Below are 15423 nucleotides of genomic sequence, written 5' to 3'. Positions count from 1 at the left end.
GGAAACCTCCTAAATCTTCACGAGCTGTTCAGCGGCAAATAGATAAAGCAGCCGCTCCTTGATGCGTATCTGGAGAATCGCTTCGACAGCCTCCTGGTAAACAGCGAGCTGCACGCCATAGCGGGCTCCCATTTCCTTTTCGACGTCCGCCAGTTGGAACACGCTGTCCGTTTTGTAATCAAGCAGCACCCAGCCGCCTTCTTCTTCGAACAGGCAGTCGACAATCCCTTGGATGATTTGATGGTCGCCGTCATGGTCCGGCTTAGCGTAAGTAAAAGGCACTTCCCTTTTGACATTCGAAGCATTTGCAAGGCGTCCATAAAGAACACTGGCATAGAATTTTTCAATATCCCTGGCACGGACCGCCTTCCCTTCTTCAGGTGAAAGGATTTCCTTTCCGACCAGTTCTTCGATGAATTCCTTGATTTCCGTGAAGTTCATCTTCCGGTCAAGCGGCAAATGCTGCATCACCGCGTGGACGGCCGTTCCGACATCAGCGGCAGACAAGCGTTTTTCCTGCATGAAATCAGGACGGTGGAACAACGGATTCCGGGAAGGTCCACCGATCGATTGGCTGGCTTGAATAAAAGATTCCGGTTCATCGAGGCGCTGCAGCATCTGCAATCGCTTGATCTCGGAAACCGATTGTTTGGAACGCTTTTCAGTCGCTGCCAAATGCGGATACTGGTAACCGAAGCGCTTTTCCACTTCTTCCGTGTAATCCATATCCCCGGCATGGGGCTGAAGCAGCTCTTCCACGTCGAGCGGAGCCGGCAGCAGAGAAGCCGATTCGACCACACTGACGCGGAAACGGGAGTGGTGCGGAAGCGCTTGTCCTTCGGCCTGAAAAATTTCCGCCGCATCCGGATGGCGGGAAAGTGCAGGGCCAATCCAGTCCAGATAGCCTTTCGCCCGTGAACGCATAAAGTCCGGCAGCAGCGTCAGCGGGGAATTCACTTTCCATTTTTCTACGAGCTTGTCGATATCTTTGACCGAAGCCGTGATGAACAGCCGCTCTTTGGCCCGTGTCATTGCAACATACAACACGCGCATTTCCTCCGCTTTCATCTGCAGCTGCTTCATTTCCTTAACCGCTAAAAACGGCAGCGACGTGTATTCCAGCCGCGTGTCCGGATTGATCGCTTTGACGGCGAGGCCGTATTTCTGGTCGAATAGATAGGATTTCCGGAAATCCATTTCATTGAAGGATCTTCCAGCCCCAGCGAAAAACACGACCGGAAATTCGAGCCCTTTTGACTTATGGACTGTCATCAGGCGGACGACATTCTCTTTTTCGCTCAATGATTTGGCAGTTCCCAGGTCGTCGCCGCGCTCACGCATCCGGTCGATAAACCGCAGAAAGCGGAACAGTCCGCGGAACGAAGTTTTTTCATATTCAAGCGCCCGGTCATGGAGCGCGCGCAAATTCGCCTGCCGCTGCTTGCCGTTCGACATGGCGCCTGCCATTTCATAATAATTCGTATCCAAATAGACTTGCCAGATCAGTTCAGCAAGTGACCCGCGCCGGGCGAGGTTGCGCCAGTCTTCTAATTGAATCGTAAAGCGCCGGAGCTTTTCAGCAGCTGCTGGATCGATGCCGGTCCCGCTGCGGATGAATGCCTTGACTGCGTCGTAGAATGAAGCATTGGGCGCTGCCAGCCGGATCTCGGCCAACTCGTTCTCCTTTAATCCGATGAATGGTGCCCGCAGGACGGAGACCAGCGGGATGTCCTGGAACGGGTTGTCGATTACACGCAGGGTATTGAGCATGATCATCACTTCAAGCGCATCGAAATAGCCGCCGGTCAATTCCGCATAGAGAGGGATGCCGGCCGCTTTGAACTCGTCCACAAAATCGCCGGACCATGTCATCGACCGCATCAGCACTACGATGTCGCTGTATTCAAGCGGCCGGTTCTGCTGCTTCCACGGATCATAGACCAGTGTCTCCTGCTCCATCAGCTCCCGGATCTTCGCAGCGATATAGCGGGCTTCCCATTGCGATTTTGACATATCGTCTTCAGGCGCTTCTTCGGCTTCTTCGGTATCCGGCTCATGGATCAGCGTCAATTCAATCGGCACATCCGATTCCGGAAAAGGCGCTTGGTGCTTCAGGGCAGCTGCTTCGTCATAGGTGATTTCCCCGACGCGCTCGCCCATGATCTGGGAGAAGATATAATTGGTGCCGTCCAGGATTTCCTTTCGGCTGCGAAAATTGGCATTCAAATCGATGCGCAGGCCGGTGCCTTCCGCTTCTTTGGTGAACCGGCTGTATTTGCCCAAAAACAGCATCGGTTCTGCCAAACGGAAACGGTAGATCGATTGTTTGACATCACCGACCATGAACAGATTGCCGGTTTCTTCCGTCCCCGATTTCACCAGCGACAAGATGGTTTCCTGGAGCATATTCGTATCCTGGTATTCATCAACGAGGACTTCTTTGAATTGTGCCTGGTATTCCTTTGCAATGGCGGAAGGTTTTCCGCCCTCACTCAAAATTTCCAGGGCATAATGCTCCAAATCCGAAAAGTCGACGATTGCGCGGTCGATTTTCAGCGACCGGTACTGGGCGGCAAAGGTTTTCGTCAAGCCCACGAGCGTTTCCATCAGCGGCGCCATTTCCCGCATTTCCGCCAACAGCCGTTTCGGGCTCCGGATGAAATAGGATTCGAAAATGCCATTGACGATTTTCTTCACTTCATTGCGCCGCCCTTTGGCTTCTTCTGCCAGACGCGGGTCGCACGTGTCCTTCCGAATCGTGGCGGCTTTCGGCCAACTGAACGATTTGCTTAGTGTGTACAGGCTTTCCCATGATTCGTCGAGTGCTGCGATGGCGGTTTCAATCACTGCCAGATCCAGATCGAACGTTTCCCCCAACACCTCGGGCCCGTCCGGCTGAAGCGTCAGCATCTTGCCTTCCAGGGCAATCTGGAGCGCTTCTTCAAACGCGTGGCTGATGGTCATCTTCAGGTCCCCGATAAACGGCAGATCATCGATTGTAGCCCCTTCGGGAACCGCATAAAGTGCCGGCACCCCTTCGAGCCAGCGTTCGGGCTCAGGATGGACCCTTGAATAATCGTATAGCTTGCTTAAGAGCACTTCCATCGCCTGGTCGTTCCGGTCGGAGGTGAAACTGTCGGCCAGCCGATAAACCGCTTCTGCGCCTTCGCCTTGGTAAGCGTTTTCGAGAACAGCTTCCAGCACATCATCCCGCAGCAGGGCCGCTTCCGTTTCGTTGGCGATGCGGAAACCCGGATCGATTTCCAATAAATATGCATATTGCTTCACGACTTGCAGGCAGAACGAGTGCAGCGTCGAAATCTGGGCTTTATTGATCAGCCGGAGCTGTTTTCTCAAATGCTTGGATTCCGGATTTTGCGCTACGGCTTCTTCAAGCGCCCCAAGCATCCGGTGGCGCATTTCGGCAGCCGATGCGTTCGTGAATGTCACGACCAGCAGCTCGTCGACCGAAATCGGATCTTCCTCGGCGATCACTTTCTCGATCATCCGGTTGATCAGCACCGCCGTTTTTCCGGAGCCGGCAGCTGCTGACACGAGCATATCCTGCCCTTTTGCCCAGATGGCCTGCCATTGCTCGTCAGTCCAAGTGGCATCAGTCGGTTTGTTCGGAATCATCGTCTGTCGTCTCCTTTCGAATCAATTCTACTGCTTTGTCGTTGCTCAAAGCAGGAAGTTTCCGGTAATGCTGGTCCGGGTCCGCCGGATCAAACTGGCAGATGGAACGGTAAGAACAGAATTGGCAAGGCGTATCTTCCTTCACTTTATAAGGCGTGATACGCGTATCGCCATCTAATATGCCGTTCCCGGCGCTTTGGTGCTTGTTGCGGACAAAGCGCCGGATCGCTTCCATGTCTTCTTTTTGGACCGTTTTGGACTGGGATGCGGAGATGGTTCCACTTTTGTTCATCCTTACCGGCACGACATTCGAATAGCCGTCGATGCCGCTGTCCATGGCGCGGATGACGTCCGGATCTTCGACGAGCAGCCCGTTCATCTTGAATGATTTGGCCACCTCTTCTTCCACTTCTTCAGCTGTCATCAGCTTGGTGAGCTTCAGCATCGGGTTGTGCATATGGAAATACAGGACGCCTGCCGGTTCCGCCTCACGCTCCAGCCAGCGTTCCGCGTTGTCCAATGCGACGTCGAGATAAGTGAACGTCTGAAGGGCAAGCCCGTGATAGACATCGCCCAGCTCCAATCCCTGCTTGGAAGACTTGTAATCGATGATCCGGAGATACGGCTTTCCGTTGATTTCGGTGGCATCGATGCGGTCGATGCGCCCGCGGATGTTCATGCTGCGCCCGCCTTTCAAGCCGATGGCAAGGGGCGGCACGGCTTCCTTCAAACCGAAGCCGACATCCAGTGCGACCGGCGAAAAGCCGGTGACCTTGGCATGCTTGCCCAGCATGAACGCAGTCTGACGGATGATTGCTTGCAATTTATGCTGGATATACCGGTAACGGTGCGAACTCATCAGGATGTGGTTGACGAAGTAAGGCGACAATTGCTCGACGGCCTGTTTCGACAATTCCTGCGCCTGCTTCTGCGTGATTTCAGACCACGACAAGCCCAGTCGCGAAACTTCATCTGATATCCACTTGATTGCTGCATGGAACAAATCGCCCATCGCGGGAGCCGCCAATTTGTACTGGTCCCGCTCTTCTAAGCGAAGGCCGTATGCGACATACTGGGCGAATGGGCAGCTGAAATACGTCTCTACACGCGACACACTGGCAGCGACCGGCGTGCCGTATAACGGCTCTGCAATGTCTTCCCGCAGCGGATCGGCTTTATTGGGCTTGGCCGGTTCGAGTATGCGCGCTACGACAGAAGCCCACAAGGGGTCTCCGCGGTAATAGGAGAGGACGGCCTTCCATTCGGCACCTAACTCCCCTCCGCGCAGCTGTGACGTTAAATAGGCGAGTGTCGCGCGCGGATGGGAAATGTACGCAAGCGGCTCCGCCCCGGCCAGGTCGGCTGGATCGGTTGCTGCCGGAATCACATCTAGTGCGAACATATCCCGAAGTTTCTGGATATAAAGCGACGGCAGCAGCGCCTTTCCTTCTTCATCCGCAATCGGATAGGAAACCGTCAACAGATCAGACCCGGACGTGAATGCGCGGTAAGCCATATACGTTTCATCCATCAACCGCATCCGGGAGGTGGGCGCAAGTTCAAAACCGACTTGCGCAAACCATTCGCGGTCGGTATCTGTCAAGAGGCCCTCCTGTTCGACGCGCCGCGGCAGAACACCATCGTTTGCGCCAATGACGAAAACGGATTTGATGTCCATCAGACGGGCGAGATCGAGTTTGGAGACCGTCACTTGGTCAAGCGATGGCGGAATCCTCGAGAACTCCAGCGTTTCAAATCCTTCATCGAGGATTTTGACAGCCGTGCTCAGGCTGATTTCCTTGTCCCCGAACATCAGAACAAACTGATCGAGCACTTCCACCCATTGGTTCCAGGCCTGCTCATGCTCTGTCGCCGACAGCAGGCGGTGTTCCGCTTCTTCTCGCTCTTTCAGGCTCTGAAGCTTGCTGTAGACATCCTGTTCTTCAATAAGCAGGAAAAGCGCTTCAGCGAAGTCACGTCCTGTGCGGCACTCATCCAGCCGCCCTTTCAGGCGCTGCATGGGTTCGCGCACAAGGTCGCGGACGGCGTGCAGCTCCACTTGGGCCGCCAATTCTTCGTCGGTCTGGATGCCAGTATGCATTTCAAGACCGCGGTACTTTTTGTAGAACCAGCGCTTTTCATCAAACCAGCGCTCCCCGTAAATGCCGTTCGCGATGATGAAATTCTCCAGGAGGTCGCTCCGTTCGCGCCATTTCGATACACTGCCCTCCGGAAAGAACAGATCCGTCTTGACTGCGCGGAACACAGGCTCGTAGGAATAATTGGACTGGACGGCCTCAAGGACCGACCGGCTGAATTCGATCAGCGGATGGTGAAGCATCGATTTTTTTCGGCTGATAAAGTACGGAATATCATATTGAGGAAAAATGGTATTGATCAATTCATCGTATACTTCGGGCTGGCGGTACAGGATTGCGATGTCCTTAAAGCGGATCCCTTCCATGGCCTGCTGCCTGATGGAGCGGGCCATGGCATGGACTTCCGCCCGCCTGTTCGCCGCTTCTACCAGGCCGATATGGCCATCGGATCCCGATGGCCTGACGGGGTATTCATCAAAATGGCGTTCAAGATGCGCCAATTGCGGATTGTTGAAGCGCAGGGGCTGTTCCAGGTAATGCGGAAAATCCTCTTCGACGCCTTCTTTTTGCGCCATCTCTTTCAAACGGCGCGCCGTATTTGCCGGCTGGTAAAAAAGCGCCTGCTCATCGAACGGGTCGCTCGCCTCGTCCATCGGCAAAGCAATGGTGACGTTTTTGGCATATTTCATCAATTCGCGGATAATTTCGTATTCACGGACGGTGAATGTCACAAATCCATCAATGTATATATCGGCTTCTTTGATAAGCCCGGAATGTTTGATTTTTTCAGCGAGAAGCGCCAGATGGCCTTCCGAATCGACGAACACTTTTCCGAGCCGGCTCTCGATCTGAGCCAGGATCAATTCCAAGTCTGCCGCTTTGTCGAGCAATGTGCGTGGGGCGCCGACCGATGCCAGCGACGACCGGATATTGGTAAACTCGCCGCAGTCGACGCAATACCGTGCGAATTCCTTGACCAATTGCTCGATCTGGTCGGTGAATCCGCGCTTGCCGGCTGCTCTGCGGAACAACTGGAAGTCTTCCCGGTGCTCTTCCAACAAGCTGCGGATCAGCATGCGGTAGCCGAACGTATCAACTTCCTTCCGGCTGATGCCCCCGACTTCCTGCAGCACGCGCCACGCCAGACGCTTGAATGTCACAGCCTGTGCTCGGATCATGCCCTGCATGCCATAAGCAGATGACAGCCGATATTCTGTCGAGAAGGACATCTGATCCGGAACAATCATGAAAATCGGATCTCCGTCCCGGCTGCGTTTCAGCTCTTCCGCTATTTCCTCTTGGATAAATCGGGTTTTTCCCGAACCTGCTCGGCCGTACACGATTCGCAATGCCATAAATTCACTCCCTTTAAATAGAACGCTTGTTCTAATTTTATAAGAAATTCTTGCTGGACGCCACTATGATCACTTTTCTTTGCTGCGTTCTTCACGCACTTGGCGGAAATCTTCTTCCACTTTCTTATGCAGCCGCTTCTCGAGTACCTTCCCGATAATATAAAGCGCTGCGATGACGGCGACAACTATTGCCGTACGGAGCGGCTGGGTAAAAAGCGCACGCAGGTCGTAGCCGACAAACGAGATCATGAAAACCATGACGAATTTCCCCGCCATGACCGTCAATAAATAATAATGCTTGCTGATGTTCGAAAGCCCTGCCACCAAATTGACAAGGGCTGATGGCGTGAACGGAAAGCACAATAAGAGAAACAGCGGCGCGAAGCCGTTGCGCTCTACCCAATGGATGAGCTTTTGCACTTTGTCATGCCTTGTCATGAAATTCATAAACCGGGCGCGTCCGTATTTCCGGACTACTAAAAACACAGCATATGCGCCAATCACGGTGCCCCCCCAGGAAATCAGGAAACCGAGCCATAGCCCGTAGGCGGTCGCATTCGCAAACACGAATACGAATAAAGGCAGAAACGGCAGGAATGCTTCCAGAAACGGCAGCAAAAAACCGATGAGCGGGCCGAAAGCCCGGTATGACTGCGTCAACTCTAAAATATTTTCCATCGAAAAAAAGTCTGCCATGAGTTCCATCCTTTACCAGTCCAATTTGAATGCCATTATTGTGCTATAGATAATCTCCTGCATTCCCCATGTTCATTTCTTGCCGGAAGCAGTTTTTGAAAATCTTCTTCAAAAAACGAATTATTGTATGATAGACTATATTGATTACTTTACACTCTTTCCACACGTTTGGAAAAGAGAAATACTTTTACATAAGGAGCGAGTCAAATGGAAGCGCGTGGATTTTCTGCAGGCCTGAAAGCCGGTATGAGTATTGCCATCGGCTATTTCCCTGTGGCCCTGACATTTGGATTGCTTGCCAAGACCACCGGGCTGTCGTTGATCGAAGCGACAGCGATGAGCATTTTCGTTTTTGCAGGAGCTGCTCAATATATCTCCTTGTCCCTGATAACGGCTGGCGTCGCACCAATCCTCATTGTCTTGAATACGTTTATTGTCAATATCCGTCATTTTCTGATGACCGCTGCATTGAATGAAAAGATGGAGCCGGCCCCAGTCTGGAAAAAGGCGTTGTATGCTTTCGGCATCACCGACGAATCCTTTGCTGTACTTGCCATCCAGCGGGAGGAGCGGGTGAAGACCTCTTTTGCGGCCGGTGTCATCCTCATTTCGTACGGCAGTTGGGTCGTCTTCACTTCACTCGGCCACTTGATCGGTGCGAATCTTCCCCATTTCCTGCAATCCGCGATGTCCATCGCACTCTACGCCATGTTCGTCGGCTTGCTCGTGCCATCCATGCGCGGCAACCGAAAAGTCGTCAGCCTGGCGCTGATTGCCGGTATGATCAACTCCGTTTTCTATTTTACAGGCTGGCTTTCGACCGGCTGGGCGATTTTGGTTTCCACGCTGGCATCGGCCATCATTATTGAACTCATATCCTCGAAAGGCGGTAATTCTTAATGGGTGCTTGGTTCTGGTGGATGATTTTCGGCATGGCGGCAGTGACTTACCTGCCCCGTGCCATTCCGTTGACATTACTAGAAGGACGCGAACTTCCGGCCCCTGTGCAGCACGTTCTTCGGAATATCCCGTATGCGGTGCTTGGTGCGCTTATCTTCCCGGCCATATTCTTCATCCAGGAAAACATCTGGTTCGGCGTCATCGGCGCCATTGCGGCATTCGCGATTGCGCTGACCGGGGCAAACGTCGTCTTCGTCGTCCTTGGGTCCATCGCCGTACTTGCGGGCTATAGCTTGTTCTTCTTTTAGAAAACAGAAAAAAAAGCCGTCACTCATCTTCATGAGTGTCGGCTTTTTTCGACCGGTGATACATATTGGATGCGTACCAGAACCCGAGGGTCAAGGAAGCCGCATTCACGACATATAAAAACCAGGTATTTGTATATCCTGCATAGACTGCCGCTGCTATCAGCGCGACAGTAAGGATCAATCCAATGATGTGATTGAACGTGACTCGTGTAAACAGTACGACGAGCAGCCCCGGCAGAAGCAGGGACAATAAAAATTTCGTGGCCATCGATTCCATTTACATTGCTCCTTATTTGACGACGATCAGCCCAAGGCGATGATGGTCGTGCCGGAAAATGACGTGCTGGCGCAGCCTGACTTCCCGGCTGTGGTCCAAGACTTCGAGGCGGCAATGGGCCGCATTGACTTGGATGGCTTCATACAATTCCATTTCGTTGGATACGGAAAGCCCATTGACTTTGCGGATCACTTCCCCACGCACAAGGCCCATCTTATGTGCCGGCGAATCCGGCAGCACGTCTACGATCATGACGCCGAGCGGCTGCGGAGCCACCACATTATTGCCTTGCCGCTGTTTCATTTCAAAATAGATGGTGACTGCCAGGCGGCCGGCTGCGCCAGCCACAAGCGCCGCCAAGGCGAGCGGTGCCCAGAACAATGAGCACAATGCCAACAGGAGCGTTGCTGCTCCCGTTTTCCAGACGGCATTTCCGATTTTCGAATAAAGGTATGCCGGCAAAGTGTTGCGCGAAAGCCCTTGAAATCCGAAAACGACAGGGAACAGGATCAGCGAGAAGGAACTTCCGCCAATCGGTAGCTGCGGCCAGTAAGGCAGCGCCTCAATCACCGTGCTCGGCACGACGAAGAGGATCGGCAAAAGCCATAACCGTTTCGACATATAGGTGGCGGCTAACAGCCCCCGGGACGATTTCTCAAGGCGTGGAGACGCTGATGCTGCACCGTGGCGCCGTATCAGGATCCCTTCCACTACAAGGAGCGCACCGGAGATCAAAGCCACCGGAATGAGCCATGCCCAATCGACGAACAATCCGTTGTATTCAGCGAGGAGCAGGTCGGCAGACCATCCCTGGTTGCTGGCGAGCCAGCCAAGAATCACGGCCCCGAGCGCCAAATAGATGAAAGACCCCAGGTAGTAGATGCCCAAAATCATCATAAGCGCACTGATGATGCTCAGCCCGATCAGCCACTGGAGCGGCACGGCCAAACCGACCCCAGCAATGGCGGCAGAAAGGATCAAGGCAAACAGCAAGCCGTCTTTGATCAGCCCGGCGAATTCCGTGCCGCCCCATTCAATCCGCGTGCGGAACATTTTCCGTTCCCGCTTGACGCGGAAGTACCCTAGCAGGATTGCCGCCAGCAGCGCTATGTACAAAACAGGATTTACAAAAAACTTTCCTATGTCTAGCAACAAATCCATTATCACTTCTTTTACACCATCCTATTCACTGCAACAGACGTTTCTTATCATTGTACCAAAGAAACAGCGGTTCCGGCACTTCTTTTTCAGTTAGCGAATGCGGCGCCGAGCTGAGCGATGATATCTTCAGCCCCTTCGATGCCGGCTGATAGGCGGACCACTTGCTTCGTCACGCCGACTTTCTCTTTCTCTTCTTCCGACAACGCCCGGTGCGAGGTGCCATACGGATAAGATACCGACGTCTCAACTCCTGCCAGTGTCGGAACGATCTTGATCCAGCCAAGCGAAGAAAAGAAGCGGTAAATATCCATGCCTTCCGGCAACGCAAATGTGACGATTGCCCCGAGGCCCGGGTACCATACTTCTGCCTTGCCTTTTAGGAAATCGGCGATTGCCGCTGCGTTCTCCGTCTGAGTTTTCATTCGGAGCGCCAAGGTCTTGATGCCGCGGACTGCCAGCCAGGCTTCAAACGGGCTTAAATTCATGCCAAGGCTGACAATGCGGTTTTCGGCGATGCGGATCAGTTCCTTGGACCCCACCAAAACACCTGCTGTTACATCACTATGGCCGCCGAGGTATTTGGTCGCACTGTGGGCCACCATGTCCGCTCCTAAAGTGTACGGCTGGATGCTGTAGGGCGTAGCGAATGTATTGTCGATCATGAGCTTTGCTCCGTAATGTTTCTTCAGCCCATCCAGTACAGCGATGTCTTCCACCCGCAAGAAGGGATTGGTGATGGACTCGCTAAAAAGCAGCTTGACTTCCGGGAAATCGATCAGCACCTGCTCAATTTCACCGATCTTGGAAAAATCGGCGAAATGTACGGTGATCCCGAGCCGCACCAATTCCTCTTTCAGGAGATGGAACGTTCCGCCGTAGACATCTTCTGCAGCCAGCACGTGGTCGCCGCTGCCGACGACGGCAAGGATTCCGGCCAGAATCGCAGCCGTTCCGGAAGATGCTGATACGCCGCATGGCGCTCCTTCAAGGCCGGCCACTGTCTGTCCTAGTGCATCGGTATTCGGATTGGCGGTACGCGAATACAAATACGTGCCGTTCCCTTCGTAATAGCCTTCCATTTCTTCAAGCGAAGAAAATGCGAACGCTGACGTTTGGTAGATCGGCATTACGGCCGGTTGGATCGACCGTTCTTTCATTGCTGCTGTTTGGACCGATTTCGTTTCAAAAGATTTCATCCGCTCACCCCCTTATTCGATTTTTCCGATTAGTTCTTCAATGGTTGCCTGGTCCATCGGGCCGACAAATTTATTCTGGACCCGCCCTTCCGTATCCAGGATATAGGAAGTGGGAATGGTTACCGCTTGGTAGACCGCCCCCATATCCCCTTCAGCGTCCAGGAGAATAGGAAAAGCCAAGCCATATTCACTGACGAAAGAAGTGATCTTTTCCATGCCATGGTCCGCAGTCGTCAAATTGACGGCTAGAATTTCGACATTATCCTCTTTTGCCTTCTGGTCATAATAATCCTGCATATGCGGCATTTCAGCCCGGCATGGCGGACACCAGGTCGTCCAGAAATTCAAAATCACTTTTTTGCCCCGGTAATCGGAAAGCTTGGCGGTCTCGCCTTCAAGTGTTTCCAGTTCGAAATCCGGTGCTGTTTCCCCGAGCGCCAGCCCTTCTTTCGTAGCCAGGAATTCCACTTCGCTTCCGAGCGCCACATTATCAAATTCCGAAGTTTCTTCAATATTATCTTTGACAATGCCGACCACCATCACTCCGATCAGCACGGCCACGATCATTAATCCGACTATTTTCTTCGACATCATTTTCACCTCGTCCAGCTTTCATCATACGATAGATCCTCAGCAGAATTCCACTATGCCAAATGCCTAAATGTGAATAAAATCAAAAAAACCGGCATCTGTTAGGATGCCGGCGAAACTTATCTTAATGAAACGAAGTTTTCTGGATTGACTGCATTTGAACGGGCGCCATTCCAAGGGCCGACATGGATTTCAAAATGAAGGTGCGATCCGAATGAACGCCCTGTATTCCCCATCTGGCCGACGCTTTGCCCCTGCCCGACCGACTGGCCGACAGAAACGCCGATTGAGTTCAAGTGTGCATAAACAGTCGCATGCGTCTGTCCATTAATGGAATGGGTAACGATGACCACATTTCCATAGCCGCCCATTGAGCCGGCATAGGATACGAAACCGTTCGCTGCTGATACAACGTTCGTCCCAACACTGTTTGCAATATCCACACCTTGGTGGAATTCAGGGCCGGAACCGATGTTTCTCCAACCGAAATCGGAAGTGAAGCGACCCGTAGTCGGACGGATAAAGTCTGCGCTAACAGGAGCCGTGTAGGCTGCCGCAGGAGTTGGTGCCGGTGCCGGAGCTGGTGCCGCGCTTCTCTTAGGCGCAGCTGCTTTTTGTGAAGAAGCATCGGCTTTCCGTGCTGCCGCTTGTTCAGCCGCTTCCTGGCGTGCACGCTCTGCTGCAGCACGTTCTGCTGCAGCGCGTTCAGCCGCTGCTTTCTCAGCCGCTGCGCGTTCCGCTGCTAATTTCCGCTGGCGTTCTTCTTCCGCTTTCCGCGCAAGTTCTGCCAATCGCTCTTGTTCGGCGATAATCTGCTTTTCGAGTTCGGCAGAAACTTCGATCGCTTCATCACGCTGCTGTACAAGCTTCGACTTTTCACTTGCCAAACGCTTCTGCTCTGCCTGCAAATCTCTTTTAAGACCGGCTTGTTCCGCTTTTTGGCTGTCCAGTGAAGCTTTCAGTGATTTCAGTTCTGCACGGCGGTTTTCCTGCTGCGCCAACTTTGTTTCCACTTGGGCTTTTTGTTCAGCCAGAAGTTTTTTGTCTTCTGCTTGCTCGCGCATGATTTCACGGTCCGCTTCAATCAATGTGTTGACGGCTGAGAAACGGTCGATAAAATCGATAAAGCTGTTTGCGCCAAGCAATACGTCTATGTAATCAACAGATCCGCCGCTCAACTGGATAGCGCGGGCTCTTTCTTGAAGCAATTCGGTACGCTCAGCGATTTTCCGTTCCAATTCGGCAATGGATGCCCGAAGTTCTTCAATTTCTGTTTTGGTTACATCAATATCGCCTTCAACACTTGCGATTTTTGCTTGGGTTTCTTTGACTTTTGCCACTAGCTTGTTGATTTCAGCCATGATTTTCTCTAATGTTGACTGATTCTTGGACATCGCTTTTGTTTTCTCGCTGATGCCGGAATTCAATTGGTCCTGCTGTTGTTCAGCTTGCTGTTGCTTTTGTTCAAGCTCGTTCAGTGAATCTGCGTTGGCGGCCGGCATGATGACCGACAGCGCCAATACAGAAGCTAAACTCGCCATGGCCCATTTTGGCTTGGAGGTCAAGTTCGTTTTCCCCTTTCGGTTTTACGTTCTTTTCTATCTCTCTTTTTCTCTCTGTAATCTCATTTGCTCTATTATACACGAAGGAATTTGCGGATTGACATGAAACTTCCCCACACGCCGATAAAAACACCCATCAACAGGATTAAACCGCTGACTTGGTAGATGAACGGAGTGAAGTCAAGCAATGAAAACAGCTCGCCGCTCAGTTTCGGCTGTGCAAAGTCGAGCACGTTGTAATAAAGTGCAGCAACCAGGCCAATCGGTACGATTGATCCCAACAGTCCGAGCCACATGCCTTCCAAAATGAATGGAATGCGGACAAACCAGTTTGTTGCGCCGACCAATTTCATGATTTCAATTTCACGGCGCCGCGCCACGATGGTGATGCGGATCGTATTGGAGATCAGGAACATTGCCGTAAACAGCAAAGCAAGGATCAGGACCAGCCCGACATTGCGCCCGGCGTTCAAGAAACCGAATAGCTTCTCGATTTTGCCTTCGCCGTATTCCACATCTTCAATGTTCTCGATGGCGGAAATTTCTTTCGCTACCGTCTCCGTTTTCTGCGGATCGGTTGCTTTTACATAGAAGACGTCGAACAATGGATTGCTTTGTTCAAACAAGCTCAATTCGTCCCCGAAATCAAGGACCAAATCAGTCAGTTCTTCTTCTTTTGTGGAATAGTCAACCGATTCCACGCCCGGCATACTGCTTATATCGCCTTCCATCTGGGTGATATCAGCATCTTCTGCTTCCAGCGAAACGAAGACTTTGATCTCGACATCATTTTCGAGATCGTCCGCCACTTTGTTCAAGTTCATCATGATCAACACGAAGACTCCTACGAGCAGCAATGTGACTGTAACGGCACTGACGGATGCAAATGTCATCCAGCCGTTTCTTCCAAGGCTTTTCAAGCTTTCACGGAAATGGCGCGCTAATGTTCTAACCTTCATAGCCGTAGTCACCTCCGTCTACATCACGGACAATCAGTCCGCCTTCGATCGCAATGACACGGTGCCGCATGGCGTTGACAATTTCACGGTTGTGCGTCGCCATCAGGATGGTCGTCCCGGTTCTGTTGATCCGTTCAAACAGATTCATGATATCCCAAGAAGTTTCAGGATCCAGGTTTCCGGTCGGTTCATCTGCGATGACCACTTTCGGTTTGTTGACGATGGACCGCGCAATCGATACCCGCTGCAGTTCGCCTCCGGACAATTCTGTCGGGAACATGCGGGCTTTATGTTTTAGGCCGACCATGTCGAGAACACTCAGAACGCGTTCACGGATCTTTGCCGGCGGCTCTTCAATTACTTCAAGCGCAAAAGCCACATTCTCATAGACATTCAATCGCGGAAGCAATTTGAAGTCCTGGAATACGACGCCGATCTGGCGGCGCAGCAAAGGCACTTTCTTATTTTTCAACGTAGCGATATCGATGCCATCCACTAACATCTGTCCTGAAGAGGGGCGTTCTTCCCGATACATCATTTTGATGAATGTCGACTTTCCGGCTCCACTGGGACCCACTACATAAACGAATTCACCTTGCTCGATTTCAACGTTTAAGCCGTTGAGAGCAACAATGCCGTTCGGGTATTTTTTGTAGACGTTCTTCATTTGAATCATTTGCTAA

Annotated in this window: 12 protein-coding genes; 2 read left to right on the top strand and 10 right to left on the bottom strand. The window is 52.2% G+C overall.

Annotated features, from left to right (window positions below; genetic code table 11):
- Positions 1-9: 9 nt before the first annotated feature.
- From addA to ACFSDB_RS04790, 3 genes are all read right to left on the bottom strand, one after another.
- Positions 10-3636, bottom strand: a complete 3627-nt coding sequence (addA, locus tag ACFSDB_RS04800; protein ID WP_204890726.1) for a helicase-exonuclease AddAB subunit AddA — start codon at positions 3634-3636, stop codon at positions 10-12.
- Positions 3614-7090 carry a helicase-exonuclease AddAB subunit AddB gene (gene addB / locus ACFSDB_RS04795; RefSeq protein WP_204890727.1) on the bottom strand — a complete coding sequence of 1159 codons (3477 nt, stop codon included), beginning with the start codon at positions 7088-7090 and terminating at the stop codon, positions 3614-3616. The genes addA and addB overlap by 23 nt, the downstream gene beginning before the upstream one ends.
- Before the next feature lie 69 nt (positions 7091-7159).
- Positions 7160-7786 (bottom strand): TVP38/TMEM64 family protein, encoded by a 627-nt coding sequence (locus tag ACFSDB_RS04790; protein ID WP_377339288.1) that lies wholly within the window; start codon positions 7784-7786, stop codon positions 7160-7162.
- Positions 7787-7993: 207 nt separating this feature from the next.
- Here ACFSDB_RS04790 and ACFSDB_RS04785 point away from each other — a divergent pair, with 207 nt between their 5' ends.
- Complete coding sequence (locus ACFSDB_RS04785) at positions 7994-8686, top strand: AzlC family ABC transporter permease (protein ID WP_204890728.1); 693 nt, start codon at positions 7994-7996, stop codon at positions 8684-8686.
- A complete protein-coding gene (locus tag ACFSDB_RS04780) occupies positions 8686-8994 on the top strand; it encodes an AzlD domain-containing protein (RefSeq protein WP_204890729.1) in 309 nt (102 codons plus the stop codon). Before ACFSDB_RS04785 ends, ACFSDB_RS04780 begins: the two co-directional genes overlap by 1 nt.
- A 19-nt stretch (positions 8995-9013) precedes the next feature.
- On the opposite strand, the gene ACFSDB_RS04775 is transcribed toward ACFSDB_RS04780, so the two are convergent.
- From ACFSDB_RS04775 to ftsE, 7 genes are all read right to left on the bottom strand, one after another.
- Positions 9014-9271: a DUF2198 family protein gene (locus ACFSDB_RS04775; RefSeq protein WP_204890730.1), complete on the bottom strand. Its 258-nt coding sequence runs from the start codon at positions 9269-9271 to the stop codon at positions 9014-9016.
- A gap of 12 nt (positions 9272-9283) precedes the next feature.
- Positions 9284-10432, bottom strand: a complete 1149-nt coding sequence (locus tag ACFSDB_RS04770; RefSeq protein ID WP_204890731.1) for a PDZ domain-containing protein — start codon at positions 10430-10432, stop codon at positions 9284-9286.
- Between the two features lie 86 nt (positions 10433-10518).
- Positions 10519-11628, bottom strand: a complete 1110-nt coding sequence (locus tag ACFSDB_RS04765) for a trans-sulfuration enzyme family protein (protein WP_204890732.1) — start codon at positions 11626-11628, stop codon at positions 10519-10521.
- 12 nt (positions 11629-11640) lie between these two features.
- On the bottom strand, positions 11641-12219 hold the full coding sequence (locus ACFSDB_RS04760) for a peroxiredoxin family protein (protein WP_204890733.1): 579 nt from the start codon (positions 12217-12219) through the stop codon (positions 11641-11643).
- A 119-nt stretch (positions 12220-12338) separates the two neighbouring features.
- Entirely contained in the window at positions 12339-13784 is a 1446-nt protein-coding gene (locus ACFSDB_RS04755; protein ID WP_377339283.1) for a murein hydrolase activator EnvC family protein, read from the bottom strand.
- Positions 13785-13855: 71 nt separating this feature from the next.
- Positions 13856-14740, bottom strand: a complete 885-nt coding sequence (ftsX, locus tag ACFSDB_RS04750; RefSeq protein ID WP_204890734.1) for a permease-like cell division protein FtsX — start codon at positions 14738-14740, stop codon at positions 13856-13858.
- The gene (ftsE, locus tag ACFSDB_RS04745; RefSeq protein WP_204890735.1) at positions 14730-15416 is read right to left on the bottom strand and encodes a cell division ATP-binding protein FtsE; all 687 of its coding nucleotides are present in this window, start codon (positions 15414-15416) and stop codon (positions 14730-14732) included. The genes ftsX and ftsE overlap by 11 nt, the downstream gene beginning before the upstream one ends.
- Positions 15417-15423: the final 7 nt, after the last annotated feature.

Source organism: Planococcus chinensis, from assembly GCF_042681545.1.
GTDB lineage: Bacteria > Bacillota > Bacilli > Bacillales_A > Planococcaceae > Planococcus > Planococcus chinensis.
This window is presented reverse-complemented; position numbering and strand designations above follow the sequence as displayed.

Coding starts and splice junctions, on each gene's coding strand:
- addA (WP_204890726.1), bottom strand. CDS start 3,636: ATGATTCCGAACAAACCGACTGATGCCACTTGGACTGACGAGCAATGG.
- addB (WP_204890727.1), bottom strand. CDS start 7,090: ATGGCATTGCGAATCGTGTACGGCCGAGCAGGTTCGGGAAAAACCCGA.
- ACFSDB_RS04790 (WP_377339288.1), bottom strand. CDS start 7,786: ATGGCAGACTTTTTTTCGATGGAAAATATTTTAGAGTTGACGCAGTCA.
- ACFSDB_RS04785 (WP_204890728.1), top strand. CDS start 7,994: ATGGAAGCGCGTGGATTTTCTGCAGGCCTGAAAGCCGGTATGAGTATT.
- ACFSDB_RS04780 (WP_204890729.1), top strand. CDS start 8,686: ATGGGTGCTTGGTTCTGGTGGATGATTTTCGGCATGGCGGCAGTGACT.
- ACFSDB_RS04775 (WP_204890730.1), bottom strand. CDS start 9,271: ATGGAATCGATGGCCACGAAATTTTTATTGTCCCTGCTTCTGCCGGGG.
- ACFSDB_RS04770 (WP_204890731.1), bottom strand. CDS start 10,432: ATGGATTTGTTGCTAGACATAGGAAAGTTTTTTGTAAATCCTGTTTTG.
- ACFSDB_RS04765 (WP_204890732.1), bottom strand. CDS start 11,628: ATGAAATCTTTTGAAACGAAATCGGTCCAAACAGCAGCAATGAAAGAA.
- ACFSDB_RS04760 (WP_204890733.1), bottom strand. CDS start 12,219: ATGTCGAAGAAAATAGTCGGATTAATGATCGTGGCCGTGCTGATCGGA.
- ftsX (WP_204890734.1), bottom strand. CDS start 14,740: ATGAAGGTTAGAACATTAGCGCGCCATTTCCGTGAAAGCTTGAAAAGC.
- ftsE (WP_204890735.1), bottom strand. CDS start 15,416: ATGATTCAAATGAAGAACGTCTACAAAAAATACCCGAACGGCATTGTT.